Annotated in this window: 24 protein-coding genes and 1 tRNA gene; 15 read left to right on the top strand and 10 right to left on the bottom strand. The window is 53.8% G+C overall.

Annotated features, from left to right (window positions below; translation table 11 throughout):
• Nucleotides 1–13: 13 nt before the first annotated feature.
• From V7775_RS11660 to V7775_RS11630, 7 genes are all read right to left on the bottom strand, one after another.
• Complete coding sequence (locus V7775_RS11660) at nt 14–997, bottom strand: ornithine cyclodeaminase family protein (RefSeq protein ID WP_335752073.1); 984 nt, start codon at nt 995–997, stop codon at nt 14–16.
• Entirely contained in the window at nt 994–1,845 is an 852-nt protein-coding gene (locus V7775_RS11655) for an alpha/beta fold hydrolase (protein WP_335752072.1), read from the bottom strand. Before V7775_RS11655 ends, V7775_RS11660 begins: the two co-directional genes overlap by 4 nt.
• Nucleotides 1,842–3,287 carry a M81 family metallopeptidase gene (locus tag V7775_RS11650; RefSeq protein ID WP_335752071.1) on the bottom strand — a complete coding sequence of 482 codons (1,446 nt, stop codon included), beginning with the start codon at nt 3,285–3,287 and terminating at the stop codon, nt 1,842–1,844. Before V7775_RS11650 ends, V7775_RS11655 begins: the two co-directional genes overlap by 4 nt.
• A 3-nt stretch (nt 3,288–3,290) precedes the next feature.
• Nucleotides 3,291–3,845 (bottom strand): TRAP transporter small permease, encoded by a 555-nt coding sequence (locus V7775_RS11645; RefSeq protein WP_335752070.1) that lies wholly within the window; start codon nt 3,843–3,845, stop codon nt 3,291–3,293.
• Between the two features lie 4 nt (nt 3,846–3,849).
• Nucleotides 3,850–4,827: a TRAP transporter substrate-binding protein gene (locus V7775_RS11640; RefSeq protein ID WP_335752069.1), complete on the bottom strand. Its 978-nt coding sequence runs from the start codon at nt 4,825–4,827 to the stop codon at nt 3,850–3,852.
• 66 nt (nt 4,828–4,893) lie between these two features.
• Nucleotides 4,894–6,180, bottom strand: a complete 1,287-nt coding sequence (locus V7775_RS11635; RefSeq protein WP_335752068.1) for a TRAP transporter large permease — start codon at nt 6,178–6,180, stop codon at nt 4,894–4,896.
• Nucleotides 6,177–7,349, bottom strand: a complete 1,173-nt coding sequence (locus tag V7775_RS11630) for an NAD(P)/FAD-dependent oxidoreductase (RefSeq protein ID WP_335752067.1) — start codon at nt 7,347–7,349, stop codon at nt 6,177–6,179. The genes V7775_RS11635 and V7775_RS11630 overlap by 4 nt, the downstream gene beginning before the upstream one ends.
• A 115-nt stretch (nt 7,350–7,464) precedes the next feature.
• Here V7775_RS11630 and V7775_RS11625 point away from each other — a divergent pair, with 115 nt between their 5' ends.
• Nucleotides 7,465–8,112, top strand: coding sequence for a helix-turn-helix domain-containing protein (locus V7775_RS11625; protein ID WP_335752066.1), 648 nt, complete (start codon nt 7,465–7,467; stop codon nt 8,110–8,112).
• 113 nt (nt 8,113–8,225) lie between these two features.
• Here V7775_RS11625 and V7775_RS11620 read toward each other — a convergent pair whose 3' ends face one another.
• Complete coding sequence (locus V7775_RS11620) at nt 8,226–9,101, bottom strand: LysR family transcriptional regulator (RefSeq protein ID WP_335752065.1); 876 nt, start codon at nt 9,099–9,101, stop codon at nt 8,226–8,228.
• An 82-nt stretch (nt 9,102–9,183) separates the two neighbouring features.
• On the opposite strand from V7775_RS11620, the gene V7775_RS11615 reads away from it, so the two are divergent.
• Nucleotides 9,184–9,978, top strand: coding sequence for a phytanoyl-CoA dioxygenase family protein (locus V7775_RS11615; protein WP_335752064.1), 795 nt, complete (start codon nt 9,184–9,186; stop codon nt 9,976–9,978).
• Nucleotides 9,979–10,522: 544 nt separating this feature from the next.
• Here the strand turns inward: V7775_RS11615 and V7775_RS11610 are convergent.
• Nucleotides 10,523–10,612, bottom strand: a tRNA-Ser gene (locus V7775_RS11610).
• A 203-nt stretch (nt 10,613–10,815) separates the two neighbouring features.
• Between V7775_RS11610 and V7775_RS11605 the strand changes: the two genes are divergently transcribed.
• The 10 genes from V7775_RS11605 to V7775_RS11560 all read left to right on the top strand — a co-directional run bounded on the left by V7775_RS11605 (nt 10,816) and on the right by V7775_RS11560 (nt 21,255).
• Entirely contained in the window at nt 10,816–11,676 is an 861-nt protein-coding gene (locus V7775_RS11605; protein ID WP_335752063.1) for an SPOR domain-containing protein, read from the top strand.
• 17 nt (nt 11,677–11,693) lie between these two features.
• On the top strand, nt 11,694–12,854 hold the full coding sequence (locus V7775_RS11600) for a D-alanyl-D-alanine carboxypeptidase family protein (protein WP_335752062.1): 1,161 nt from the start codon (nt 11,694–11,696) through the stop codon (nt 12,852–12,854).
• Complete coding sequence (gene tmk / locus V7775_RS11595) at nt 12,851–13,498, top strand: dTMP kinase (protein WP_335752061.1); 648 nt, start codon at nt 12,851–12,853, stop codon at nt 13,496–13,498. The genes V7775_RS11600 and tmk overlap by 4 nt, the downstream gene beginning before the upstream one ends.
• A gap of 74 nt (nt 13,499–13,572) precedes the next feature.
• A complete protein-coding gene (locus V7775_RS11590) occupies nt 13,573–14,688 on the top strand; it encodes a DNA polymerase III subunit delta' (protein ID WP_335752060.1) in 1,116 nt (371 codons plus the stop codon).
• Between the two features lie 16 nt (nt 14,689–14,704).
• Nucleotides 14,705–15,511 carry a TatD family hydrolase gene (locus V7775_RS11585; protein WP_335752059.1) on the top strand — a complete coding sequence of 269 codons (807 nt, stop codon included), beginning with the start codon at nt 14,705–14,707 and terminating at the stop codon, nt 15,509–15,511.
• Nucleotides 15,508–16,311, top strand: coding sequence for an MBL fold metallo-hydrolase (locus V7775_RS11580; protein ID WP_335752058.1), 804 nt, complete (start codon nt 15,508–15,510; stop codon nt 16,309–16,311). The genes V7775_RS11585 and V7775_RS11580 overlap by 4 nt, the downstream gene beginning before the upstream one ends.
• 71 nt (nt 16,312–16,382) lie before the next feature.
• On the top strand, nt 16,383–17,312 hold the full coding sequence (locus V7775_RS11575; RefSeq protein WP_335752057.1) for an AEC family transporter: 930 nt from the start codon (nt 16,383–16,385) through the stop codon (nt 17,310–17,312).
• Nucleotides 17,313–17,459: 147 nt separating this feature from the next.
• The gene (gene rsgA, locus V7775_RS11570) at nt 17,460–18,494 is read left to right on the top strand and encodes a ribosome small subunit-dependent GTPase A (protein WP_335752056.1); all 1,035 of its coding nucleotides are present in this window, start codon (nt 17,460–17,462) and stop codon (nt 18,492–18,494) included.
• Nucleotides 18,495–18,620: 126 nt separating this feature from the next.
• Nucleotides 18,621–20,006 carry a DUF1800 domain-containing protein gene (locus V7775_RS11565; RefSeq protein WP_335752055.1) on the top strand — a complete coding sequence of 462 codons (1,386 nt, stop codon included), beginning with the start codon at nt 18,621–18,623 and terminating at the stop codon, nt 20,004–20,006.
• 4 nt (nt 20,007–20,010) lie between these two features.
• Nucleotides 20,011–21,255, top strand: a complete 1,245-nt coding sequence (locus V7775_RS11560) for a DUF1501 domain-containing protein (RefSeq protein WP_335752054.1) — start codon at nt 20,011–20,013, stop codon at nt 21,253–21,255.
• A gap of 74 nt (nt 21,256–21,329) precedes the next feature.
• Here V7775_RS11560 and ndk read toward each other — a convergent pair whose 3' ends face one another.
• Nucleotides 21,330–21,752, bottom strand: coding sequence for a nucleoside-diphosphate kinase (ndk, locus tag V7775_RS11555; protein WP_335752053.1), 423 nt, complete (start codon nt 21,750–21,752; stop codon nt 21,330–21,332).
• Between the two features lie 104 nt (nt 21,753–21,856).
• Here ndk and V7775_RS11550 point away from each other — a divergent pair, with 104 nt between their 5' ends.
• Genes V7775_RS11550 through V7775_RS11540 form a run of 3 tightly spaced genes read left to right on the top strand, consistent with a single transcriptional unit; the run spans nt 21,857 to nt 24,987 of the window.
• Nucleotides 21,857–23,719, top strand: a complete 1,863-nt coding sequence (locus V7775_RS11550) for an ABC-F family ATP-binding cassette domain-containing protein (RefSeq protein ID WP_335752052.1) — start codon at nt 21,857–21,859, stop codon at nt 23,717–23,719.
• Nucleotides 23,716–24,360: a MarC family protein gene (locus tag V7775_RS11545; RefSeq protein ID WP_335752051.1), complete on the top strand. Its 645-nt coding sequence runs from the start codon at nt 23,716–23,718 to the stop codon at nt 24,358–24,360. The genes V7775_RS11550 and V7775_RS11545 overlap by 4 nt, the downstream gene beginning before the upstream one ends.
• Nucleotides 24,361–24,405: 45 nt before the next feature.
• Complete coding sequence (locus V7775_RS11540; protein ID WP_335752050.1) at nt 24,406–24,987, top strand: retropepsin-like aspartic protease family protein; 582 nt, start codon at nt 24,406–24,408, stop codon at nt 24,985–24,987.
• Nucleotides 24,988–25,061 lie beyond the last annotated feature (74 nt).

Raw genomic sequence — 25,061 nt, 5'->3', positions numbered from 1 at the left:
TAGGAACATAAGTTTACAGCCGAACCGCTTGTCCTAACCCTTGCGTTATTGCGGCCTCAACAACCGCCTTTGCGGCCATCAAATCCTGCGCAGCCACACCAAGTGAACGATAGACAGTTTGTTGGTCCGCTGACGTTCGTCCTGCTAACTGTCCGTCCAAAACACTCCCGATTTCACCCATCAGTTGATCCGATGTGAAGTCACCTGAAGCGATCAAATCCACAACCTCCCCAGCTTGTGCAAGCGTAGAGGGAAGGTAATCCACCCAAATTGATGTATTGAAAACAAGATCGTCATCCACTTCTCGCATTGTCGGAATAGACGAACCAACTACGTTGACGTGGCACCCTTCGGGCAACCACGCATGGTGTAAAATCGGTGTCGGGGAAGACGTCACTGTACAGATGATATCGGCCTGCGCTACAGCCGATTGCACATCTGAACCTGCGTTAAATTCCACTTTCGGGTAATGCGTTCTTGCAGTCTGACAAAAAGCCTCGGCTTTCGCGGCATCACGCCCGACAACATGGACCGTCGCAATATCACGTACCGCACAGATCGCATCTAGATGATGTTCCGCCTGCTCACCGTATCCGATGATGGTTAACACGCTTGCATCCTCCCTTGCCAAAGCACGCGTGGCGACACCACTGGCGGCTGCAGTACGCAGGGCAGTTAGCAGGCTGGCATCCATCATCGCGCGCGCTTCACCTGTGTCTGCGGCAAACAACACATACGCCCCAAGATGGGAGGATAGGCCATGTTTTGAATTATCGGGGAAAAGGCTCAAGAGCTTAACACCGAAACACGAATTGTCTGGGGCCATGATCGCACCCGGCATGATGCCCATCCTATTGGCCCCACCGACGGGTATCGCACTGCGCAACGGCAGCTCGGCCTCGCCCTTTGATACCATCTTCATCGTGGTATCGATCACCTCGATCGCCGCGCACATCGGAAGCAGCTGTGCAACGTCTTCAGAGGTCAGAATAATCATAGGAACCGCTCCGCTTTCATGCCCCAATCAGGGCCGGTTATATCAAGGCCCATCACCTGCTCCAGCAATGCGGTGTAGGTGTCAGGCCGTGCAATGTAGGGGAAATGACCGCCAGAAAGGTAGCGGTAAGCAACAGCTGGTTGTAAACGGGCACGCACAACATCGCGCATTTCAGATGGGATCAACGGATCATCGGCAGCATCAATCGTAAACACCTTTTCAGAGGGTAATCCCAGGTCAGGCAAAACGGGCCCTTCCTTGATCGCGCCCAAACGACGGCGAAGTTCAGGCTCCAGAATGCGGCCGCCAACCTCAACCAGCAACAAATCAACCAGATTACTTTGATCGGGATGGGCCGCGCGCCATCCTTCAAGACCTGCTCCAAACCCCGCGCGCAATTCTGCGATTGGTCCGGCATCTAGGTCGCTGGAGTATGGCGGACGATGATCAATGCCAGCTGTTGTATGTAACGTATTCGCCGCGATAAGGCTGTCCATCCGGTGTGGATATTTACCCGCGATAAACTGCGCCAAATAGCCGCCCAAAGACGATCCCAAAATCGACGCGCTGTCTACTTTCAAGTGGTCCATAAGCGCGATGATATCTTCACACCACTCAGCAACGCCACCTGTGGCCGGATAGCTGGGTGCGATGATCCGTAGACGGCCTTTTAACGCGTCGATCTGTTGCCAGAAGATATCACCACGCCCCAACGTACCGGGGATAAGGATCAACACTGGCCCTTGGCCAACATCTAAAAAGCCCCAGTCACGATCATTTAGGGTGATCCGCTGTTCGGGGTGTTCAGCGGAAAAGCGGTCGCGATCGGCAATCAATGCGTTTGTCATGACAACGGATCCTTCAGAGCAGGGAAATAATCGCGGGTGCGGCGGGTAAAGGGGATATTAGCAAAATCTGGCGTGATCGCACCGGGCGTGGCGACAGGAATAACTTTACTGGCGATCGGATTAAAACCAGCTTGGTAATGGTTGGATGATTTCACGCAAACGTAACGACGTTTCGTCAGATCAATTCCCAGCTTTGTAAACGCTTCGGGGTGGAATGTTTGACCTCGTGTATCGGTCAATACAATGTCGATATCGCCTGCTTTCACCCAGACGCTTTCCCCCATTGGCGCAGGCAGTTCGCCGAACCGCTGGGTCAATCCAGAGGCACATTTCATCACCGTTATCGCCAAATCCAGCGGGTCGCCGGACATTGGCCCGTGTTTGCCGCCGATACGAAGATCAAGTGTCGCCCCCTCACCCGCTTCACGGCAAATCCGCACCGCGCCCGGATCATAAAACAGCCCCGTAGCGATACTGGTCATGCCACGGTCGATCATAGCCCGCAGAAGGAACGTCGCATCAGATGGCGCGCCGCCTCCAGCGTTGTCAGACATATCAGCCAGAACAATCGGGCCATCAGCCTCGGCTTCAGCGAGATCAAGGGCACCCGCAATATCGGGTATTTCGGTATTGAGGACATGGCGCAGGTCGTACAGCTTGCGACCTAATGTTTCGGCCACTTGTTGCGCACCTGTGCCGTCACAGATTGCCAGTGCGCGGGTGCCAACGCGGGGGTGATCACCCCACGGGAAGCCATGGGCAATAGACAGCGACAGGATACCATCCTTGCCCTCTTGAGCCTGCATTTCATCCACAAAATCACGCATCGGGCCAGAAGGCGTTGGCAGCGCCATGACCATCTTACAGTCAAAATCAGCCATCATTGGTTTTGTGCGCCCCTCGGCCGCATCCATGGCAAGGGTGAACAGCTCTTCCGCGCGGGCGGGTATGTCGATGTGCGGATATTCCTTGAACGCGACCAACAAGGTCGCGCTGTCCATCATCAGATCGGTTAGGTGGCAATGTGGATCTAGCAGCCCGCCAATGACCGCATTTGGCGCAATCTTGCGACACGCCGCGATCAGGTCACCTTCGCAATCGTCATACCCATCGGCAATCATCGCGCCGTGAAGCGACAATAAAATGACATCTATGCCACCAGCAGCCTTGAGATCACTCAAGATTTCATTACGGAACGCCTCATAAACGGCCTTAACGGTCACGCCTGCGGGTTGTGCATGGGCAGATAGCGATTCAATGATCTGATGGCCTTCAGCCTCGGCACGGTTGCGCCAGATGTGCAGTGGACCAGTCCAGTATTGCACGGGGTCCTGCGTGGCATTGCCATGGTGGATCGATCCCTCCTGAAACGAAATGATGCCCGTTGGCAGGGGAGAAAACGAATTGGTTTCGGTGCTTAAACCGGCGATGAAAATTTTCATAATTCAGGCTTTCGTAGAAGAAGTGATATCAGCAGGCTTTAGATCGGCCTGTCCTGTTAACCGCATCAGCGTGAGGGCAACGACGTGAAGCACGATAATTGCAAACGCGAGCGGAACAGCAGCGGTGAACCATATCATGGAGACATCAAGCATTTCTGCAGAACGGTTCAGGCTGCGGCCCAGAAATCCGCGTGCAGGGTTCATGCGTGCATCAAAGACCGAGTACCAAATTACGGGGGCTGCAAACAGCAAGACGCCGCAACACCTGATCAGTGCCAAAACACCCCCCAACCGTCCCGGCACCAGCCGCATTGTGGGGAATAGTGTGGGATCAGCCGAGATGCGAAAGGCGCAAGACGCCCCCAACATGCCCGTCCAGACCATTGCGCGGCGGGCCAGTTCTTCGGTCCATATGGGCGGTGCATCCAGAACGTAACGTGCGATCACCTGCCAGCCAGCCGCCGCCACCATGGTGAGCACAGCCAGAACCGCCCCCCAAAGGGCAATTCTGTTAACAGCGGCAGAAGCATTATCTAGCCAACGGGCAATCGCGCGCATGATCTTAGTTTCCTTTTGCAACTTCCCAAGCGGCAATTTGCTCTTTGGTGAGCAAGCCACTTTCGTAAGCTGAGGCAGAGGCGTCGCGGAATTCGGCGCGTGCCGCCTCATCCAATATCTGGATTTCAACACCTGCCGCCCGCAGCTTGTCCATCACACCGTCTTGTGTGCCAAGCCATGCGCGGTTTGCTGCATTTGCAGCCGAAACAGCACCGTCAACGGTGGCACGCTCAGCATCGCTTAGGCCTTGATACCAATCCTCGGACGCAATCGCGATCCGCAACGACGGGGTAACTGCCGCATCAGTATAGTGTTTCAGAAAATCGGTATGACCAAACAGCAGCGGCACAAAGTTGGGGTTCAGATAACCATCCGCAACGCCAGTTTGCAGCGCGTTTGGTACTTCTGCCCAGCTTACAATTGTGCCGTCAGCGCCCCATGATTTATAAAGCTCGATCTGGCTTTCATCCAATGCACGCATCCTCAGACCCGCCATATCGGATACAGATTTAACGGCTTTCTTGGTGTTAAAGATCCCTGATGCCTGACCAACGGTATCTACCGCCAGAACACGAACACCTTCTTTTGTTGTTGCAGCATTGATGACCTCTAACATGCCGCCATCAATCATTGCGTGATCAACTTCTTCCATGTCTTTAAAGAAATACGGCAGGCGCAGGCCATAGATCGTGTCGTCAATTGACCCCACAATGCCAAGCGGCGACATGCTTACTTCCAGCAAACCTTGGCTCGTTTGATCAAACAACTCATCATCACCGCCAAGCGCACCGCGCTGGTATTCTTCGGCTTCCATGCCATTCGCCTTGAGGTGTTCGGCAAATGTATGCGCCCAGACATAGCTGCCAGATCCTTCAAGATCGGGGGGGCTGTCGAGGGCCACTTTGACTTGGGCAAAACTGGCCTGCGCAGCGAGCGCCATTGCGGCTGCAAGAAATGTCGTTTTCAAAATTGAATGTGTCATCTTATTGTCTCCCATGTTGAGGTTTCGTATTTTAGATTGTTCGAAATATTTGAATAATTAGGCCGCTTATCCCCCTGCCAGACCAAAGGCCTGTGGCAGCGCGAGGCTGATTTGTGGGAATGCAACCAGTAGCCCCAGCACGATGATTTCAACCAGAACGAAGGGGATGATTGCCTTGGCCAGCTTCCAGTAGTTGAGGCCTGTCACGGTCGAAACCACCAGCAGGCACCCGCCCATCGGGGGTGAGATCAACCCGATGCACAAGTTAAAGCTGAGCACGATACCCAGATGCACAGGATCAGCGCCTTGGGCCAAAGCAACAGGTGCAAGCAACGGCACAAGCAGCGCCAGTGCGACGGGGATATCCAGCACCATACCCGCGATGATAAAGATCACATTCAGCGTGATCATATAGCCAACAGGCCCCAGACCCAGCGTTGTTACAAGCTCTGATATCGCCTCCGGAATACGCTCAAGCGCGCCGAGGTGGCCCAAGGCCGAGACCGCACAAATGATGATGAATATGGACCCCGATAACATCGCAGTCCGCTGCAACCCTTCGAGAATTGAGGCGAGCGTTAGTCCTTCATAGAACCACCCAGCAAACAACGCCGTCACAACAGCAACAGCCGCGGCTTCGGTTGGTGTCATCCAGCCAAATACAATCCCGCCCAGAATAATAACGGGCAATGACAGCGCTGGAATGGAACGTACAAGCGTTGGCAAAAAGGGCGGCATATCCTCGCGTTTGACGCTGGGCAGATCATCACGCCACGCATAAAAAGTATTCAATGCTATCAATGAAGCAGCCAGTAATAACCCCGGTACAATTCCCGCCAAAAACAGCGCAGTAACCGAGGTTTGCATCAAAGCGCCGTAAAAGATCAGGATGATCGAGGGCGGCACAATCGGGCCAATCACCGAGGACGCCGCAGTAATGGCACTGGCATACGTCAAGCTATAACCACGGCGCGTCATTTCAGGCACCAACGTATTTGACAAAGCCGCTGAATCCGCCACGGCTGAGCCCGATATCCCAGCAAAGAAAACCGATGTAAGCACATTCACATGGCCCAATCCGCCCTTCAAACGCCCGACCAATGCCATGGAAAGGTTGATCAAAGCCGAGGTAATCCCGCCCCTGTTCATCAACTCACCTGCAAGGATAAACAGCGGCATCGCCATCAAGGCAAATACATCGATCTTGGAGAAAATCTGCTGTGGAAGGATCGCCAGATAGCGGGCGTTATCCGTCGCAACAAAGGTCAAAACAGCAGCACCGCCAATGACATAGGCAATGGCCAAACCCGAGGTGAGCAGAACAATCGCCAATACAGGGATGAGAATAATCATGATGATGCAACCTGTTGTTCAGTTTGCACACCCTTGTCGCAGCACAGGCTGTCAGCAGTGACGCCTTCATCTGCAATATCTTTGGGGATGGGTTTGTGTTGTATCAAAGCCGCCGCCGCGCGCGCGAGGGCCGGGGCGGTTTGAATGCCATATCCTCCCTGCCCCACAAGCCAGAAAAACCCGCGCGCGTCTGTGTCATAGGCGGCAAGCGGGCAACCTGACGGGAGAAAGTTGCGCAAACCTGCCCATTTATTTTCAATTCTGCGGACAGATAAATCAAACGCACGCTCGATACGATCTATGCAATGTGCAACCCATAACTCGTCTGGCTGTGCATCACAGGGCACAGTTGGCTCCGCATCCGCTGGGGAAATCAACAGCTTCCCTGCGTCTGGTTTCAAATAGAATTGTTCTTCGACGTCTACCACCATTGGCCAGCCATCAGGTGTCATGCCCTCTGGCGCAGCCACGATCATAGCTGTGCGCTGTTTGGGCGTTAATCCCCGTGGAGCGACCCCCGCAAGTGCAGCGATTTCATCCCCCCAAGCGCCAGACGCATTTACGACAACCGGAGCACGGAACCTGCCGGCGGTTGTGTGGACAATCCAGTCTTCACCGCGCCTAATAGTTGTCACCTCAGCGCGCGTTACCAAAGTGCCGCCTGCGGCTTTGAATACCCTCAGATAGTGCTGGTGCAGCGCATGTACGTCTATGTCGCTTGCGGCTTCGTCATGGAGGCCCCCAGCAGCGTACCCTTCCCGCAACAAGGGCACCATTTGCGTAACCTGACTGGCATCTAGCGACTTAACCGCGCTGCCCAGCTCTTCTTTAAGTGCTGCTAAGGCCGCCAACTGATCCTTGCGCGCCACAAAGACGGCCCCACGTTTTGAGAGCAATGGTTCAGTAAGATAAGGACTATCCGGAACGTTGAAAAACGGACCCGATGCGCGGGTGAGTGCGCGGATGATAGGCGGACCATATGCAACCGTATAGAGAGCGGCAGACCGACCGGTTGTGTGATATCCAGGCTGATTTTCCCGCTCTAACAGCGCGACATTCATCACGCGCGCCAACTCGGCTGCGACGGTTGTTCCTGCGATGCCCGCACCAATCACGATGCAGTCAAAATGCGTCTCGATTTTGGGTGCCTGATCTGTAGAGTGAATCATTTCACTGGATCTCCTTACCAATACGCTAACACAATTTTCCAATTGGAAAAGGGTATTTTTCCGATTGGAAAATATTTGTGCTTGTACATGGAGACACCCAGTTTATGCTTGGGGCATGAAGCAGGATACTGATCTAGCCACACAGCGCATCGAATTTGGCCAACGCATCAAGCGGTTGCGCAGCGAAAAGGGCTGGACCCTCACTGACCTGTCTGAACGAACGGGCCTTGCCATTTCAACCATTTCCAAAGCTGAGCGTGGCATCATTGCGCTGACCTATGACCGGTTGGGGCAGCTTGCGCACGGGTTGGATGTTGATCTAGCGGCGTTCTTTTCTGATGCTGGTCAGGGATTTGAACGGGGTAGCTTTGCCATTGCGCGCAAGGGCGATTTTCAGCGACAGGAAACTGACAACTACGTCTATGACATGCTGTTTACCGACACTTGGAACAAGTCGATGTTGCCCATGATGGGGACGCTGAAGGCCCGCGAATTGTATCAATTCGAAGACTTTGTACGTCACGACGGTCAGGAATTCCTGATGGTGCTCGAAGGCGCAGTTACGGTCCATCTCGAAGGCCGTGATCCGGTCACGTTAGCGCAAGGTGATGCCATTTATTTCGACAGCGAAATCGGGCATTTGTATGCTTCAAACGGGAACGACGATGCGCGTATTCTTGTTGTGTGCGAAAGCGCAGATACAAGGCCAAGCTCTTCAAAGGCTGCCGAAACTGTTGCTAATTTAGGTGCCGATCCTCAATAAATGCCGTGAACCCATTGGGAAACAAAATGAAGTCGAAGCTCTCTCCTCAAGCTATCCATTTTTTGCTCTAGATGCGCCAATGTCTGCTCACAATCAAACGGTGCAGTTCCGCATTAAATCGCAACCAAAACCTCCGAAACAGCAATCACTTTTGAGCTGGGTTCCACTAGATTTGACTGAACCAACACTATGTCTGCTACCGCCTCTGGTGCGCTGATTGGTATCGTAACAAGAGGCTGGCCATCATAGCTGATTGCTGAAGGTGGGTTTGAGTAGCTGACACCAACACCAGTACCTTGCGCGGCCAAAGAACGCATCATCTCTAGCGAAGCCGTTCTGTGTTCCACATTCATCTTCAGCCCAGCCTCTTCAAAGATACGCATGACATACCCAAGGGATAACTCCTCGGCCGAAAGGATCAGCGGATGCTGCGTCAGTTGATGCAAACTAAGGGTGCTGAACGTTGCCAAAGGATGTGTCGGAGAGACAAACGCGACTGGTGCAACATCCTTTATTTTCTGACGCAGGAATGTGTCATCGAAACCAATATCGTATGAGATGGCCAAATCGATGCGACCTTCGGTGATATCACTAGCCAATTGAGAAAAGCGACCCTCGTGGCCCTCAAAAGACATAGCGGGAAAATTTAATCTGAGGGCATGCAGAGCCTTGGTGAGATACCACGGGGCCATGTCTTCAAAGCATCCCAACACAAATGGCCGCGCAGCCCTCCCCAATTGCTCAATTGCAGTTGCGTTGTGCAATAAATCACGCGCTTGCTCGACAAATTGATAGCCAAACGGAGTGATGGAAATCGTTGCACCCTTGCGGCGGACAAATATCTTTCGATCCAATCGCGCTTCTACGCGGGTGATCGCAACCGACAGCGAAGGTTGTGAGACATTCAACGCTAATGCAGCATCAGTCATGCTGCTCGCATCCGCAACGGCGACGACATACTGATACTGGCGCAAGGTGAGATATAGCATGAGGCTAATTATATAATAGATAAGTATTATTGGAAGCTATTAAGTGGCTCACATATGGTTTCAAAAAAGGGAGCACTTTAAGATGCACGCACTTATCAATCAAACTGACATCGATACATTTCAAAAGGACGGTGTGGTCCTTATCAAAGGGCTGTTCAAATCCCATGTCGAAGCTATCCGCGCTGGGATCGAACGAAACATGGCTGAACCCGGGCCATATGCTGCGGAAAACCTGAAAGAAGGCGAAGGCGGCCGTTTTTTTGATGACTATTGCAACTGGACACGCATACCGGAATTTGAGGATGTAGTCCGTTCTTCACCCGCCGCCGAAGTAGCGGCCGACCTGATGCGCTCGCAAAGGGTGCAGGTCTTTCATGATCATGTTCTCGTCAAGGAACCTGGCACTTCCAAGGCCACACCTTGGCATCAGGACGGTCCCTACTATTTTGTCGATGGCCTTCAGAATGTCAGTTTCTGGTCGCCAGTGGACCCGGTCAAGGGCAATAGCTTGCGTTGCGTTGCAGGAAGCCATGCTTGGGAAAAGCCTGTATTGCCAACCCGTTGGCTGGCAGAATCAAGCTTTTACCCGAACGACGACGACTACATGCCCGTGCCTGACCCCGACGCTGAAGGAATGGACATCAAGGAATGGGAAATGGAGCCTGGCGACGCGGTTGCGTTCAACTATGGAACGCTACATGGCGCGCGGGGAAACACCACCAATATTCGTAGACGGGCATTTTCTCTTAGGTTCATAGGGGACGACGCCCGTTACGTAGAACGACCGGGTCCAACATCGCCACCTTTTCCAGGACATGAAATGAAACCGGGTCAATCTCTTAGAGAAGATTGGTTTCCCACAGTATTTCAACGTTAGTACCCACTGAGTAAATGACGAAAACCGTATTTCGCGGTTTTCGTCATTTTGGGTGCAAAACTACACCTACTTACATTCGAAGACCCGAATATTTACCGCGTAATGAACTAAAAAATTTAAATCAGGCCATTCATTGGGGCCGAATGGTAGCTTTTCGCTCTATCTTACGGTGTGTGCTACGCTGTCCTGTCGATAACCTACTCCATTGTTAGGCATCCCCGTCATCATGAAACGCCCCAATATCCTTGCGGTCTTGAGATCTGTTCAATCTGCTATGCCAATTGCAATCTTAGAGCGGAATAATACTCGCTGATCCGTTACCTTCAAAAAGATTATCTCGCCAATTAATCAACGACTTATATCAAGGGCAGGTGCAAATTAACTACTCCAAAAACGAACATCCCCAAGTCTAGGAACAGCAGCACTCTTCCATTTTCACATGCCTTCATTTCCAATGAAAAAAGATAACTACGTCAGTTTAAAATCGGGTTGGAAATATGTAACGTTAAGTTACTGGTCTGAAAAATCAAAAATTTTGGCGTATTGGCGGAGGCTCAGGGATTCGAACCCTGGGGACGCTCTCACGCCCGTCGGTTTTCAAGACCGGTGCATTCGACCACTCTGCCAAACCTCCGCAGTGTGGGTTTCCTAAATCGGTAGAAATGATTCTGCAATTGGGGAAAATACATTCATTTTGGCGGGGAAATTTGCCTATCCGTGCTGGCCTCTCTTGTCGTGCGGGGCTTGAGCGCGTTAGAGTGTTTCAAATGCTCCGCAAAAGGGGTGAAGGGGTGTGCCATGAGAACATGGTCCGCGAACAGGCAAGGACGAGGGATTATGGGCAGTCAGAACAAAAACACCAACAGGGCGCCTAAGCATCGATCAGTTCATGTTTTAGCGGGTTCGCTTGTTATTGCGTCTTTGCTTGCGGGTTGTGACGATCAAGGAAAATTCTCCTTCCCGACGATAGGTGGTGCAAACGCGTCCAGCCAAACAGCCACTCCTACCGGGCCAACCATTGAACGCGATGTCGAAGCGCCTGAAGTGTTTTCGGTTACGGATCAAGGTTTGTGGGATGGTCGCCCCAGCTTGGGTGGGGTTTGGGTTGCCCATCCGGACGTAAATGAACCTGAGCGCGTGATTATTCGCAATCAAAGTAATGGAAAATTTGTAGTTGGCGCCCTATTTCGCCGTGAGCGGGACATCCCCGGACCAAGCCTACAGATATCATCAGATGCGGCTGCCGCCCTTGGCATTCTTGCAGGTGCCCCTACAAAACTAAACGTAACGGCACTGCGCAAAGTAGAAGAGCCCGTTTCAACTGCTGCACTAGAAGCCACGCAAACGACGGTAGATGCCGCACCTGAAGTGAATTCAGCGCCGCTTGATCCTGTCACAGCAGCAGCTGGCGCCGCGATAGAAACTGCAGCGCCGTCTCCGGTTGTCCCGACGCAGTCTTCAAACCTGTCCAAACCGTTTATCCAGATCGGCATATTCAGCATCGAGGCAAACGCAAACCGTGCGGCCAAACAGATGCGCGGCGCAGGATTGTCGCCGACCGTCAAACAAAGCCAAATCAACGGCAAAACCTTCTGGCGTGTTGTTGTTGGCCCTGCCGCAACCAGTTCTGAACGGGCCAAGATTTTGTCGACCATCAAATCGGAAGGCTTCACGGATGCCTACGCCGTCTCCAGCTGATAGCAAAGGTGCCTGATATGCGCGGATTAAAACTGACCCTTAGTGCACTAGCGCTGCTTGCCTCATCCGTGAGCGCGCATGCTTTTGATACCCGCGCAAAGGCCGCCTATGTAATGGATTACAACACGGGTACTGTGTTGATGGCCAAGGATGCCGATCAACCCTTACCGCCGGCGTCAATGTCAAAACTGATGACGCTGTATATGGCGTTTGAAGCCATTGAGAACGGAATTCTCGATTTGGATCAAAAGTTGCCCGTGTCCGCAGCGGCGCAGCAATACGGCGGTTCGACTCTTTTTCTCAAAGCGGGTGAACGTGTCCGTGTTGAGGACCTGATCCGCGGCATTATCGTTCTATCCGGCAACGACGCCTGTGTTGTTATCGCTGAAGCGCTGGCGGGAACCGAAAGCAAATTCGCACGCCAAATGACCATGCGCGCGCAACAGCTGGGTATGACAAATTCAACCTTCACAAACTCAAATGGCTGGCCAAAGGCTGGTCACCGCATGTCTATGCGTGATTTGGGGCTGATCGCGTCAAAATTGATCAAAGATTACCCGCAGTACTATCCCATGTTTGCGCAAAAAGAATTTCTGTTTGATCCATCCGAGTCTGCAAACCGTCTAAACAGAAACCCTCTGCTCGGTCTTGGCATTGGTGCTGACGGATTAAAAACGGGTCATACCCAAGAAGCTGGATACGGCCTTGTTGGATCGGCAAAGCAGGGTCAGCGGCGGGTTATTTTTGTTTTGTCAGGGCTAGATACTGCGCAAGCCCGCGCAAATGAGGCAGAAGCGGTGACAAACTGGGCATTCCGTCAGTTTTCGCAGACAGAACTGGGTGCAAAAGGTACAAAAATCGCGGATGCTGACGTCTCAATTGGCGCTGAAGATAGTGTAGGTTTGGAACTGGCCGAAGATATTTCGCTGCTCTTACCCGTGAACCCAATTGCGCCACTGAAAACAGAAGTTGTTTACAACGGTCCTGTCAAAGCACCCATTACAAAGGGCGATCAAATCGGTGAGCTGATCATCACTCCTGGAGGTCTGCCTGAACAACGTGTTCCGCTGGTTGCGGATCGCAGCATTGCACGTCATGGGTTTGTCGGGCGGGTTGTCGCAGCGGCACAGCACCTTGCCAAACGTATCAACGACGGCCCTGCGCCGGAGGCTTCGTGAACGAAAACGTGACGCAGCGCGGACTTTTCATTAGTTTTGAAGGCATCGACGGATCGGGCAAGTCTACGCAAGTGACCCGACTGGCGCAGCATTTGCGCGCGAGTGGGCACGATGTCGTTCTGACACGTGAACCGGGTGGTTCAGCTGGTGCAGAAGAAATCCGCGCGCTTGTCCTACAAGGTGATCCAGATCGGTGGTCAGCGGAAACCGAAATCCTGTTGTTCACCGCCGCGCGGCGAGATCATCTTGAGCGGTTGATCCGCCCTGCCCTTGCTGAGGGAAAAATTGTTATTTGTGATCGTTTTGCTGATAGCACGCGCATGTATCAGGGCCTTAGCCGTGGCGATTTACGTGCCGATGTTGACCAACTGCACGACCTCATGATTGGCGTCGAGCCTGACCTGACAATCTTGATAGATATGGATCCTGCCGAGGGACTAAAGCGTGCCAAAGGCCGCCAAGGCACCGAAGAGCGGTTTGAGGATTTTGGTGCAAGCCTACAAGAAGCCATGCGCGCAGGTTTTCTTGCGCTATCTAAAGAGTTTAGCGACCGTTTCCGCGTGATTGATGGCAGCCAGAATATGGATAAAGTCGCGGCAGATATTTACGCTGTTACCGATAAGGCCCTTGGCGAAAATAACTGATCATTATGCGGCCCAACATGCCAAAGAACGCGCAGCCCATTTCCAACCCAATCAAACCAAGTTAAACCGCACATATGAGCGATGACACAACCCCACAGCCTGAGCGCCTAGAAGGTGCACCGCATCCGCGCGACACCGACCGGCTGATTGGGCAGGACGCGGCGCAGATGGCATTTGTTGATGCGTTTAACACAGGCCGTTTGCACCACGCTTGGATGCTCACGGGACCGCGCGGCGTTGGTAAAGCCACCTTGGCGTGGCGGATCGCCAAATTTCTCCTTGCGACACCTACGCCTGATGACGGCGGGATGTTTGCGCCAGAGGTTCCTACCAGTCTTGAGATCGCGCCGGATCATCCCGTTGCTGTTCGGATTACATCAGGCGGCGAAGGACGCATTCGTAACGTCACCCGTTCAATCAATCCAACTACCAAAAAGATGCGTCAGGAAATTGTTGCGGATGATATTCGCGCGCTTAACGGGTTCTTTCAGATGTCGGCACCAGATGGCGGTTACCGTGTAGTCATCATTGATGATGCGGATTTAATGAACGTCACAGCGGCGAATGCGCTCCTTAAAATGCTCGAAGAGCCACCTGCCCGTGCGCTGCTGATCCTGATCTCGCATCAACCCTCTGGCCTGTTACCGACAATCCGCTCGCGGTGCCGCACGCTGGCTCTACGCTCGCTTGACGCAGGTGAAGTGACTGAGGCTATGGCCCAAGCAGATGTTCAGGCGGCCAATTCCGCCGCTCTATCCGCCCTATCTGGTGGGTCTGTTGGCGGGGCGATGCGTCTATCTTTATTGGGCGGCGCGTCGATGTATGCCGAATTGGTTGGGCTTGTGGGCACCCTGCCCAACATGGATCGTCCCCGTGCCCTCAAACTGGCCGAACTTGCAGCAGCACGCGGCGGTGAAGCAAAACGCGACCTGTTATTCACCCTCATTGATTTACTGCTCAGCCGCATGGCCCGCGCAGGTGCTATGGGCGCGCCACCCCAGATCGAAGCATGTGTGGGAGAGGCCAGCACCCTGATGCGCTTGTGCCCCACTCCACATCAAGCGCGGATCTGGGCTGATCTAGCCGCTGAAATCAGCGCACGTGCGCGCCATGGCATCGCGGTCAACCTTGACCCTGCCGCGCTGGTTCTAGATACGTTTATAAAGATGGCAAAGGCCGCCCCAAGATAAGCGCCTACGGAGTTCCATGACCGACACACCACACATCACCGACAGTCACTGCCACCTTGATTTCCCCGAGTTAATTGAGGAATTGCCTGAGGTAATTTCCCGCGCCCATGACGCAGGCGTTATGCGGATGGTCACGATTTGCACCAAGCTGAAAAATGAACCCGATGTGCGCGCAATTGCCGAAGCAAACGCATCCGTGTTCTATGCCGCAGGCACCCACCCGATGAGCGTCGCAGATGAGCCAATGGCAACGCTTGAGCAACTTATCACTATTGCGCAGCATCCCAAAATGGTCGGTATCGGTGAGACTGGGCTAGATTATCACTATACGGCTGAAAGTGCGCAAAAGCAGCAAGACAGTCTGCGCATTCACATTGCCGCTGCCCGCGAAACAGGCCTACCGCTGATCATCCACAGTCGCGATGCGGATGATGATATGGCCGCGATCCTGCGCGATGAACACACCAAGGGCGCCTATACCTGCGTCATGCATTGCTTTTCCTCTTCTGCTGAACTGGGCCGGGCCGCACTTGATTTGGGGTTTTACCTCAGCATGTCGGGCATCACCGCTTTTCCAAAAAGCCAGGAGTTGCGCGATATCTTTGCCGCCGCTCCGCTAGAACGTATTCTGGTTGAGACAGACAGCCCCTACCTTGCCCCGCCGCCATTTCGCGGCAGACGCAATGAACCCGCCTATAGCGCGCACACCGCCCGCCGTGCAGCAGAGACATTCGGCGTTGAATATGACGTGTTTGCCGCCCAGTCCGAGGCAAATTTTGAACGCCTGTTTACCAAAGTCGCAACCTATAGCGGTGCATCATGAGTGATGTCATGCGCGTTACCATCCTTGGTTGTGGATCATCGGGCGGCGTGCCGCGTTTGGGCGGCGCATGGGGCGCATGTGACCCCAATGAGCCTCGCAATGCACGCCGCCGCTGCTCGGCTTTAGTTGAGCGGATAACCGACACAGGAACAACGTCTGTGTTGATCGATACTTCACCCGATATGCGCAGCCAACTGCTGGATGCAGGTATCGGACGACTGGATGCAGTCCTCTATACCCACGCCCATGCGGATCACGTTCACGGCATGGATGATCTGCGCATGATTGTGATCAACATGCGCAAACGCCTGCCTGTTTGGGCAGACCAGCCAACCCGTGACGCGTTGATGGACCGCTTTGGCTATGCGTTTATCCAGCCTGAAGGGTCGATGTACCCGCCCATCCTAGAAATGAACCTAATGGACGGTGATATTGAAATTGACGGCGCGGGCGGACCGCTTCGCTTTACCCCGTTTACAGTGCCCCATGGCGGTATGGATGCGTTAGGTTTTCGCATGAATGACGTCGCGTATCTACCTGATGTTGCAGCGATTCCGGATCATATCTGGGATCATCTAGAAGGCTTGGATTGCTGGATCGTTGATGCCTTGCGCCGCGATCCACACCCGACACACAGCCACCTAGAACAAACGCTAGGTTGGATCGAAAAAATGCAGCCCAAGCGTGGCGTGCTGACAAACATGCACAACGATCTGGATTATGTCACCCTCGCCGCCGAAACACCTGATCATATTGATCCGGCTTATGACGGCATGCAGCTAGAGTTCCCGTTAAACTAGGATCATGCCTTTCACCTCTCACTTTGGAGGTGTAATCAGGGTCAAATCCCCAGCCCTGAGCACCCAAAGCCATGCAAACTCTTTTAGATGTCATCCTGCCCGTTTTTATGGTCATTGGATTTGGCTATGTCGCTGTCTGGCGCGGTTTTTTCCCAGCCGAGAGCGTGGACGGCGTTCTGCGATTTGCCCAAAGCTTTGCTGTGCCGTGCCTGCTATTCCAAGCCATCGCACATCTGGACCTTGGAGCATCGTTTGACGCGCGGCTGCTGTTCAGTTTCTATTCAGGCGCTGCTATTTGCTTTGCGCTTGGCACATTCGGGGCACGCCTGTTTTTCAAACGCGACTGGGAAGATTGTGTAGCCATCGGATTTTGTTGCCTTTTCTCAAACTCAGTCCTTTTGGGTCTGCCGATTTCCGAACGCGCCTACGGCACCGACAGCTTAACCGGAAACTATATGATCATCGCGATCCACTCTCCGTTTTGTTACGGACTGGGCATCACGGTGATGGAGTTTGTGCGCAACCGCGGACAAAGCCCCGCAACGCTAGCGCGTTCAATTAGCCGCGCGATGTTCCACAATCCACTGGTGATTGGCATTATGGCTGGCTTTGCTGTGAACTTTAGCGGCCTAATAATCCCATCGGTTGTGGATGACGGCCTATCGCTCATTGTACGCGCCGCGCTGCCTGCTGCTTTGTTCGCCCTTGGTGGTGTTTTGATCCAATACAAACCCGAAGGCGACATGAAAGCCATCGCGATGGTCTGCTGTATTGCCCTTTTGGTGCATCCCGCGATTGTCTGGATGATGGGCACCGCACTTTCGGTTCCTAATGATCTGTTCCGTTCCGGTGTGCTGACGGCCTCAATGGCCCCAGGGTTTAACGCCTATATCTTTGCAAATATGTACGGGCGCAGCAAAAGAGTAGCTGCGTCATCTGTTTTGATCGCAACAGGCGCATCTATTCTAACCGTATGGGTCTGGCTGACTGTGCTGGGTTGATGCTGCCCCGCTACAGATTTACGCCTCTCATCCTCATGGCACTTTCTATTGGGGGCCTTCGTGCTCTATCATGGCCCCCAGCTTTAGGGTGCTGGCACTGTGCCATGCGCCAAAACACATAATTGGATAAATCCCATTCAGGACACTGTGACAGAAATTCCAGATGATGCCGCCACCTCTCTCCCTTCTCTGGGGTGGTCCGCATTTTTTGAGGGCCAGCTTTCAGATGCGGAAACGGGTCTTGAGCGGTTGCGCATCGCGACTGTCCACCGCTCCCGCATGACGGCGCAATCAACGCACGGCCCTGTCAGAGTAGCCTTGCCGCCAAAAATGAAAACCACTGATTATGCCGTTGGCGATTGGATCATAGTTGAGCCGGACACCCATTTAATTGTGCGCAGGCTTGACCGTCACGCCTTGCTTCAGCGCAAGACGGAAGGCGCGCGTGCTCCTCAGTTGATCGCGGCAAATGTAGATACGATGTTCATCGTAACCTCTTGCAACGACGACTTTAATCTTGCTCGACTTGAACGATACCTCGCCTTTGCCAATGAGGCCGAGACTAATCCAGTGATTGTACTGACCAAGGCTGATAAAGCTGGCGATACGGCCCCGTTTGTCGCGGGTGCAGCCCAGTTGCAGCGCGGATTGGATGTTGTCACCCTAAACGCAAAGACACCTGACGCCGCCGATACTTTGGCACCGTGGTGCCATGAGGGGCAAACGGTGGTATTGGTGGGATCATCAGGCGTGGGAAAATCAACACTTCTCAATACGTTGGCAGCCAAAGAAGGCGAAGATGCCCAGTTGACGGGCGATATCCGCGAAGACGACGCAAAGGGGCGTCACACAACCACATCGCGTTCCCTGCATGGGATCAAAGGTGGCGGTTGGGTGATTGACACACCCGGCATACGCACGCTCCACCTCAGCGATGTGTCCGACGGATTGGACATCTTGTTTGCAGAAATCACCGAACGCGCACCCGATTGTCATTTTCGCGATTGCACACACGCCCATGAACCCGGCTGCGCCATTCAGGCGGCAGTTGCAGACGGCAGCGTCGATCCCGCACGCCTAGAGCGGTGGCGCAAGCTGCAAGATGAAAACGACGCCAATACTCCCGACATAACGGGCCCCAAAGGTAACTATTCCCAAAAGGGTCGTGGCAAAAAACGTTGATTATTGACGCATAAATTCGGCAGTTTCGGCTAACTGTCGCTGCTTAGGGCCGTTCCCCATGCTGGGTGCTTTTATGCACATCATATGATGCTATGTTCTAACCTGTCTGAGTTGAGGAAGTTTTAGATGCGTTTCGATCCCCAATTGGCGGAAATCCGGTTCGGCTGTGGCTTGTCTCCCAGTGTGGCCGCACCTGCATCGATCGAGCAGATGCTGGCGACACTAACCGATACGGACGCCATTGCGTCCCGCTTTCCTATTGAAAACTTCGATGCCTTCCAAAAACGCATCGCTTATACCCAATCATTGCAAAAGATACGCAAGAAAAACCGCGGCTCACCGGAAGCTCTTGCTGCAAAAAAGGGCCGACGCGTTCTCAACAAAGAAGCGCGCATTGCCCAAGCCGGATGGATAGGCCAGCACCTGAATAGATGGGTTTCGACTGAAGCGCCTCTTCGCGAACGTTTGACGCTGTTTTGGGCGGATCACTTCACGGCCACGGGCAAAGTTGGTCTCATACGTCGTTCGGCATCTCCCTATATGGAAAGCGCGATTAGGCCCCATATTAACGGCCCCTTTGAGGACCTGTTGATCGCTGCGGTTCTGCACCCTTTGATGATCCATTACCTTGATCAACAACGCTCAATCGGTGCAAATTCGAAACGGGCCGCGCGGGGCGGCAAACTGGTGGGCTTGAATGAAAACCTCGCACGTGAAGTGCTTGAGCTGCATACATTGGGTGTTAACGGCCCCTATACCCAAACCGATGTGACCGAACTTGCCGAGCTGTTAACTGGGGTTACATTTGCCCCCCCCATGCGGCTCAAGTTTCGCAAAGATCAGGCTGAACCCGGAGCGGAGACGGTGCTGGGAAAATCCTATGGTGGCGGGCCTGCGCATATTCGCGATGTTGTCGCAGCGATGCGCGATCTGGCACATCACCCGGCAACCGCGCGCCATATCGCATGGAAACTTGCGGTTCACTTTACTTCTGACACACCTGATCCGGCCCTTATCGACGCGCTTGAAGCACGGTATCTTGAAACAGATGGTGATCTGAGCGCTGTCAACGAGGCGCTTTTGTCGCATCCTGCAGCATGGGTAAAACAACGCAGCAACGTCAAACCCGCATTCCACTTTATCGGCTCTGCTGTGCGCGCGCTTGATGTACCAGCCCAGGCGATCACATCTTTAGAAGAAAAAATGACCCGCGACCTGATTGTCGTGCCCCTGCGGCAGATGGGCCATATTTGGGAAAAACCTGACGGACCAGATGGGCTTCCTGAGGAAGACGCAGCGTGGATCGCACCGCAAGGTATTGCAGCGCGCCTGCAGTGGTCAATCACTGCACCCCAATTGCTGATGGAAAACCTGCCCGATCCAAGAGAATTTGTGCACACAGCCCTTGGTGACTTCACAACTCCTGCCGTTGAATTTGCCGCAAATGCCGCCGAAACCCGCTGGGACGGTGTTGGCCTTGTGCTGGCCTCGCCCGCGTTTCAAAGGACTTGATCAAATGACCCAATCCCTTAACCGCCGCGCATTTCTATCCCGTTCAGCGATCATTGGCTGCTCGCTGGCCGCAAGCCCGTTGATGACCCCCCTCAGCTTTGCCTCTACGCCCGGTGAAAACCGTTTGGTGGTGATTTTGTTACGTGGAGGAATGGACGGATTGGATGTCGTGCGCCCCTACGGCGATCCGGGCTACCGTGCACTGCGCGGTAACGGCGGGATATCTGATCCTGAAGGCGCGGTTGATCTAGATGGCTATTTTGCGTTGCACCCCGCGTTGCGCCCGCTGATGCCGCTATGGTCCAACGGGCAATTAGGGTTTGCACATGCCGTGTCGACCCCCTACCGCGACCACCGCAGCCATTTTGACGGGCAAGACCTGCTAGAGGCGGGTCTGACTGATTTTGACAGTGGTACCTCCCGTGACGGATGGCTGAACCGCGCGTTGCAACACCTTCCCAATAGCCAAACTGAAACAGCCTACGCAATTGGCCGCGACAAGCTGAGCGTTTTGAGCGGCCCTGCAGAAGTACAACGATGGTCGCCTGAATCGGATTTGGTGCTTAGCCCGCAGGCGATCAAGCTTGCTGGTTTGATTATGCAAGATGACCCGCTGTTTGATGTAGCATTTCAAAAGGCGATGGCCATTTCAGACGGTGACGGCGATGCGGTAGCAACACCCGGCACACGGGACGACCTCATGAGAGAGATCAACAAAAACCACAAACAAACGACGGGCCGAAATCGTACCACTTTGGAACAGCGTATCGCCGAATTTGCCGGAAAGCGGTTGCGTGGCGACACCCGCATCGCCTCCTTTTCCATCAATGGCTGGGACACACACCAAGGCCAAGGACGCACATTACCCAAAGCGTTGAGCCGCCTGTCAAATGCTATCCTGACGCTTCAGGAAACCATGCGAGGGCCTGTTTGGAACAAAACGACCGTTGTTGCCGTAACGGAATTTGGCCGCACCGCAAAAATCAATGGCACGGGCGGGACAGATCACGGCACGGGCGGATTGATGGTGATGGCGGGCGGTGCATTACGCGGTGGCAGGGTCATGGCAGATTGGCCGGGTCTGGAAGAAGCCCAGCTATATGGCCGCCGTGACCTCATGCCGACACGCGATGTGCGCGCCTATTTGGGCTGGTTGCTGCACAGCCAGTTCGGATTGTCAAAATCCGCAATTGAAACCAGCGTTTTTCCGGGAGTTGATTTAGGCGCTGATCCAAAGCTCATCAGATAACCACCCCAGTTACCCGAAACGAAAAAGGGCCGCCCAAAGGCGACCCTAAATTCTTGGCGTGTTAGCAGGCTGGCTTAGCCTACCAGCTCTAGACCGGAGAAGAAGTATGCGATTTCGATCGCTGCTGTCTCTGGAGCGTCCGAACCGTGTACGGAGTTTTCGCCAACAGATTCTGCGAATTCGGCGCGTACTGTGCCTGCTTCTGCGTCTGCAGGGTTTGTTGCGCCCATAACTTCGCGGTTTTTCGCGATGGCGTTTTCGCCTTCAAGAACCTGAGCAACGATTGGCGCGGAGGCCATGAATTCGCACAGTTCGTCATAGAATGGACGCTCGGCGTGAACAGAGTAGAACTCGCCCGCTTGTGCTTTTGTAAGGTGAATACGCTTGGATGCGACGATGCGCAGACCTGCATCTTCGAATTTCTTTGCAATTGCGCCTGTAAGGTTGCGTTTTGTTGCGTCTGGTTTGATGATCGAGAATGTGCGCTCAAGAGCCATGGGTCGTCTCCAATTTGGTGTTAATTTGGCCGCTCCCTAACATGGCCCCCCACACATGAAAAGCGGCGATTGACGAAGCTGCCTACATCAGTCACACCGCGCGCATGTTACGTATATCAGAGATCAACTATTCCGTCGAAGGCCGCCCCCTCTTTGAAGAGGCCAGCGCCGTCATTCCCAATGGACACAAGGTAGGCCTTGTCGGACGCAACGGGGCTGGCAAAACCACCCTGTTCCGCATCATCCGCAAGGAGCTGGGGCTAGACGCCGGCGACATTACCCTGCCCTCGCGCGCCAAAATTGGCGGCGTGGCACAGGAAGTGCCCTCCTCGGAGACATCGCTCATTGATACGGTGCTTGCCGCTGATGAAGAGCGCGCATCCCTGATGCTGGAAAGCGAAACCGCCACAGACGCCAGCCGCATCGCCGACATTCAGGCGCGTCTTGTCGATATTGACGCATGGACCGCCGAAGGCCGGGCTTCATCTATCCTCAAAGGCCTTGGCTTTGACGATTATGACCAAAAACAGCCTTGCTCGGCCTATTCTGGTGGCTGGCGTATGCGGGTTGCCCTTGCGGGTGTCCTGTTTGCCGAGCCTGATTTGCTGCTCCTCGACGAACCGACAAACTACCTCGATCTTGAGGGCGCGCTTTGGCTTGAGAACTACCTCTCTAAATATCCCCACACGGTTATCATCATCAGCCACGACCGTGGCCTGTTAAACCGTGCCGTCGGCGGCATCCTTCATCTCGAAGACCGCAAGCTGACCTATTACCAAGGTAACTACGACCAATTCGCCCACATGCGCGCCGAAAAGCGTGCCCAACTGACAGCGGCATCCAAGAAGCAGCAGGCGCATAAAGCGCACATGCAGGCATTTGTGGACCGTTTTAAAGCGAAGGCATCCAAGGCCAAACAAGCGCAATCGCGCATGAAGGCCATTGAAAAGATGGTGACGATTACGCCACCGGAGGAGGCCGCGCGCAAGGTCTTCAACTTCCCCCAACCGGATGAGTTGTCGCCGCCGATCATCAGTATTGAGGGTGGTTCGACTGGTTATACCGAAGGTGTTCCCGTCCTATCGCGCCTCAACCTACGCATTGACCAAGACGACCGCATCGCTTTGCTGGGCCGCAACGGCCAAGGTAAATCGACGTTGTCGAAACTGCTTTCGAACCGTCTGGTTTTGTTTGAAGGCAAAGCCGTCAACTCAAACAAACTGCGCATAGGTTTCTTTGCCCAGCATCAGGTCGACGAGCTGATCATCGAAGAAACGCCACTGCAGCACATGATCGCGGCACGTCCCGGCATCATGCAGCCCAAACTGCGCGCGCAACTTGCAGGTTTCGGCCTTGGCCCTGATCAGGCAGATACAGCTGTTGGCCGTTTGTCTGGTGGGCAAAAAGCGCGCCTGTCACTTTTGCTGGCCACACTCGATGCGCCACACCTGCTGATCCTCGATGAACCGACAAACCACCTAGACATCGAAAGCCGTGAGGCGCTGGTAGAGGCGCTGACGCGCTATTCCGGTGCTGTGATCCTTGTGAGCCACGATATGCACCTGTTGTCTATGGTCGCAGATCGTTTGTGGCTGGTGTCTGACGGCACTGTAAAGCCATATGAGGATGACCTCGAAGCATATCGCAAAATGCTGCTTACTGTTGAAAAACCGGTCAGCAAAAACGCCCGTCCCAAGGTTGAGGCCCCAAAACAAAAACGCGCCAGCCGCGAAGATGTGATGGCTATACGTTCCGAAGTACGCACCTCAGAGGCGCGCGTGACCAAGATCAATGAAATGCGCGATAAGCTTGCCAAGAAGCTTGCTGATCCTGCACTCTATGAAAAAGATAAGGTCGGCGAGCTAGAAGTCTGGAACAAGAAGTATGCTGAAGTAATGCATGCCCTTGAACGTGCTGAAGGAATTTGGATGGCCGCTGCTGAAAAACTGGAGAAAGCACAAGCATGACGTTAGACACCGCCTATATGATCACGGCCTTTGTGACGATGATGGTGGTGATTGACCCTGTTGCTATTGCGCCGATCTTTCTTGCGCTCACGCCCGGCATGACGCCACAACAACGGTCCCGCATTGCGTTGCATGCGGTACTTGTTGGTGGATTACTTTTGGCCATTTTTGCCTTCTTCGGAAGTGCTGTTTTGGGGTTTATCGGTATTTCCATGCCCGCGTTCCGTGTGTCTGGCGGCATTCTACTTTTCCTGACGGCCATGGACATGCTGTTTGAACGGCGCACAAAACGTCGCGAAGGCAGCTCAGAAATTGAACAAGAGCATGAGGAAGACAACGACCCGTCTGTGTTCCCTCTTGCGATACCGCTCATTGCGGGACCCGGTGCGATTGCGTCTGTCATTCTATTGGTCAACGAAAAGCCGGGTGGTGAGGGGCTGGTTGTGGTCTTAGGCATTTGTGCGGTTGCTCTCATGCTTATGTACATCATGCTGCGCCTGTCCAGTAAACTAGAGCAGGTAATGGGCAAGGTTTCCATTAACGTCATAACCCGCGTGTTGGGCATGTTGCTTGCTGCCCTGTCGGTTCAGTTTGTTCTGGATGGTCTAGCTGAATATGGCTTTGTTACACCGCTTGGATAACGCCGCTCTGCCCCTATATTGAGGGTAAGCACGAGGGAGCCCATCATGACCGCCGACAACACTGCAAGCCTGATCTACCTTGTCCTTTTAGGCTGCGCCGTGGGGGGATGGTTTTTCACTACGGGTCGCATCAACATCGGCAAGACCCTTCAGATGGCAATGATCTGGGGCTTTATATTTTTGGGTGTGGTCGCTGGCTATGGGCTTTGGAATGACGTTCAGCGCCAGACGATGAACAACCAGATGCTGCAACTCGGACAGGGCCAGATCTCGGTTCCACGCCAAGCAGACGGCCATTACTATCTCACGCTTGCGCTAAACGGCGAAAACATCCGATTTGTTGTTGATACTGGTGCGACGGATATGGTGCTCACGCGTGATGATGCCCGCCGTTCCGGGATTGATCTCGATACGCTGCACTTTCTGGGCACCGCCAATACCGCCAACGGCCAAGTACGTACTGCCCCCGTCCGCATCAACACCGTGCGCTTGGGGGATATCACCGATACTGATGTCCGTGCCTCAGTGAATGGCGGCGAGATGGACGGCTCCCTGCTGGGCATGGGCTACCTTGAAAAATGGGGCCGGATTGAGATCAGCGGCGGCGAGTTACGCCTGACGCGTTAAGCAAGCTTATCGTCGAGTAAAACAATTCATCTTCGAACCCGCTGTATATTCAAGAAGCGCATATTTGCACGCTT

Source organism: Sulfitobacter sp., assembly GCF_036960155.1.
GTDB lineage: Bacteria > Pseudomonadota > Alphaproteobacteria > Rhodobacterales > Rhodobacteraceae > Sulfitobacter.
This window is presented reverse-complemented; position numbering and strand designations above follow the sequence as displayed.